Origin of the sequence: Stenotrophomonas sp. 364 (assembly GCF_009832905.1) — a bacterium.
Classification (GTDB): domain Bacteria; phylum Pseudomonadota; class Gammaproteobacteria; order Xanthomonadales; family Xanthomonadaceae; genus Stenotrophomonas; species Stenotrophomonas maltophilia_AP.
On record NZ_CP047135.1, the window covers coordinates 4,350,001 to 4,352,500 of the forward strand.

The 2,500-nt window shown below is 52.3% G+C and carries 1 tRNA gene and 1 rRNA gene (1 of these 2 cut by a window edge); both read right to left on the bottom strand.

The features are described from left to right. Positions 1-2,186, bottom strand: a 23S ribosomal RNA gene (locus tag GQ674_RS19385); it reaches 693 nt to the left of the window's first position. Between the two features lie 228 nt (positions 2,187-2,414). Then, positions 2,415-2,491, bottom strand: a tRNA-Ile gene (locus tag GQ674_RS19390). Between the last annotated feature and the right edge of the window lie 9 nt (positions 2,492-2,500).

Sequence of the window (2,500 nt, forward strand, 5' to 3'; positions counted from 1 at the left end):
TGGACCCAGGTTAGAACGTCAAGCACGACAGGGTGGTATTTCAAGGATGGCTCCACCACAGCTAGCGCCATGGTTTCATAGCCTCCCACCTATCCTACACAGACGAACTCAACGTTCAGTGTAAAGCTATAGTAAAGGTTCACGGGGTCTTTCCGTCTTGCCACGGGAACGCTGCATCTTCACAGCGATTTCAATTTCACTGAGTCTCGGGTGGAGACAGCGCCGCTGTCGTTACGCCATTCGTGCAGGTCGGAACTTACCCGACAAGGAATTTCGCTACCTTAGGACCGTTATAGTTACGGCCGCCGTTTACTGGGGCTTCGATCAAGAGCTTCGCCTTGCGGCTGACCCCATCAATTAACCTTCCAGCACCGGGCAGGCGTCACACCCTATACGTCCACTTTCGTGTTTGCAGAGTGCTGTGTTTTTGATAAACAGTCGCAGCGGCCTGGTTTCTGCGGCCCTCTTCAGCTATAGCTCGCATGAGCCACCAAAAAGGGCGCACCTTCTCCCGAAGTTACGGTGCCATGTTGCCTAGTTCCTTCACCCGAGTTCTCTCAAGCGCCTGAGAATTCTCATCCTACCCACCTGTGTCGGTTTACGGTACGGTCTGCGTAAGCTGAAGCTTAGGAGCTTTTCCTGGAAGCGTGGTATCAGTGACTTCGCCTTAAAGGCTCGTCTCGGTGCTCGGTCTTGAAGAATCCCGGATTTGCCAAAGATTCAAACCTACCTCCTTTCCCCCGGACAACCAACGCCGGGTACACCTAACCTTCTCCGTCCCTCCATCGCACTTACGCGAGGTGCAGGAATATTAACCTGCTTCCCATCGACTACGACTTTCGTCCTCGCCTTAGGGGCCGACTCACCCTGCGCCGATTAACGTTGCGCAAGGAAACCTTGGGCTTTCGGCGTGCGGGTTTTTCACCCGCATTATCGTTACTCATGTCAGCATTCGCACTTCCGATACCTCCAGCAGACTTCTCAATCCACCTTCAACGGCTTACGGAACGCTCCTCTACCGCGTACATATAAATATGCACACCCCAAGCTTCGGTTCACTGCTTAGCCCCGTTAAATCTTCCCCGCAGACCGACTCGACCAGTGAGCTATTACGCTTTCTTTAAAGGGTGGCTGCTTCTAAGCCAACCTCCTGGCTGTCTGTGCCTTTCCACATGGTTTTCCACTTAGCAGTGAATTTGGGACCTTAGCTGTGGGTCTGGGTTGTTTCCCTTTTCACGACGGACGTTAGCACCCGCCGTGTGTCTCCCATACAGTCCGTCTCGGTATTCGGAGTTTGCAATGGTTTGGTAAGTCGCGATGACCCCCTAGCCATAACAGTGCTCTACCCCCGAGAGGATACATATGAGGCGCTACCTAAATAGCTTTCGAGGAGAACCAGCTATCTCCGGGTTCGATTAGCTTTTCACTCCTAATCACAGCTCATCCCCGTCTTTTGCAACAGACGTGGGTTCGGGCCTCCAGTACCTGTTACGGCACCTTCACCCTGGCCATGACTAGATCACCCGGTTTCGGGTCTACTGCCCGCGACTATGCGCCCTTATCAGACTCGGTTTCCCTTCGCCTCCCCTATACGGTTAAGCTTGCCACGAACAGTAAGTCGCTGACCCATTATACAAAAGGTACGCAGTCACTCTTTCGAGCTCCTACTGCTTGTACGCACACGGTTTCAGGATCTATTTCACTCCCCTCTCCGGGGTTCTTTTCGCCTTTCCCTCACGGTACTGGTTCACTATCGGTCGGTCAGTAGTATTTAGCCTTGGAGGATGGTCCCCCCATGTTCAGACAGGGTTTCACGTGCCCCGCCCTACTCGTCTTCACTGGAGTGGCCCTTTTAAATACAGGGCTATCACCTTCTATGGCCAGCCGTTCCAGGCTGTTTTTCTAGAACCATTCCAGCTTAAGGGCTAGTCCCCGTTCGCTCGTCGCTACTCAGGGAATCTCGGTTGATTTCTTTTCCTCTGGTTACTTAGATATTTCAGTTCACCAGGTTCGCTTCCAGCAGCTATGTATTCACTGCAGGATACCCGCAAGCGGGTGGGTTTCCCCATTCGGACATTACCGGATCAAAGCTTGTTGCCAGCTCCCCGATACTTTTCGCAGGCTGCCACGTCCTTCATCGCCTCTGACCGCCAAGGCATCCACCGTGTGCGCTTATTCGCTTGACCATATAACCGCAAGTTGCCTTGGGTTATATATATGACCTGGGGGTACAAAGCCCAGATACGAAATATAACGACTCAATTAATAAGAAGACATTTAAGTCTTCCGCCTTAGCCTCACGACACGTCAAGATAGAATCTCAAACGCTCGCTACGTCACAAGTTTTAAAAGAACACGTACCGGCCACAATGCCGATGCGTAATAAATTCTTTGTATGCGCTAGTCATTCAGAGTGGTGGGTCTGGGTAGACTCGAACTACCGACCTCACCCTTATCAGGGGTGCGCTCTAACCACCTGAGCTACAGACCCAATGTCCGT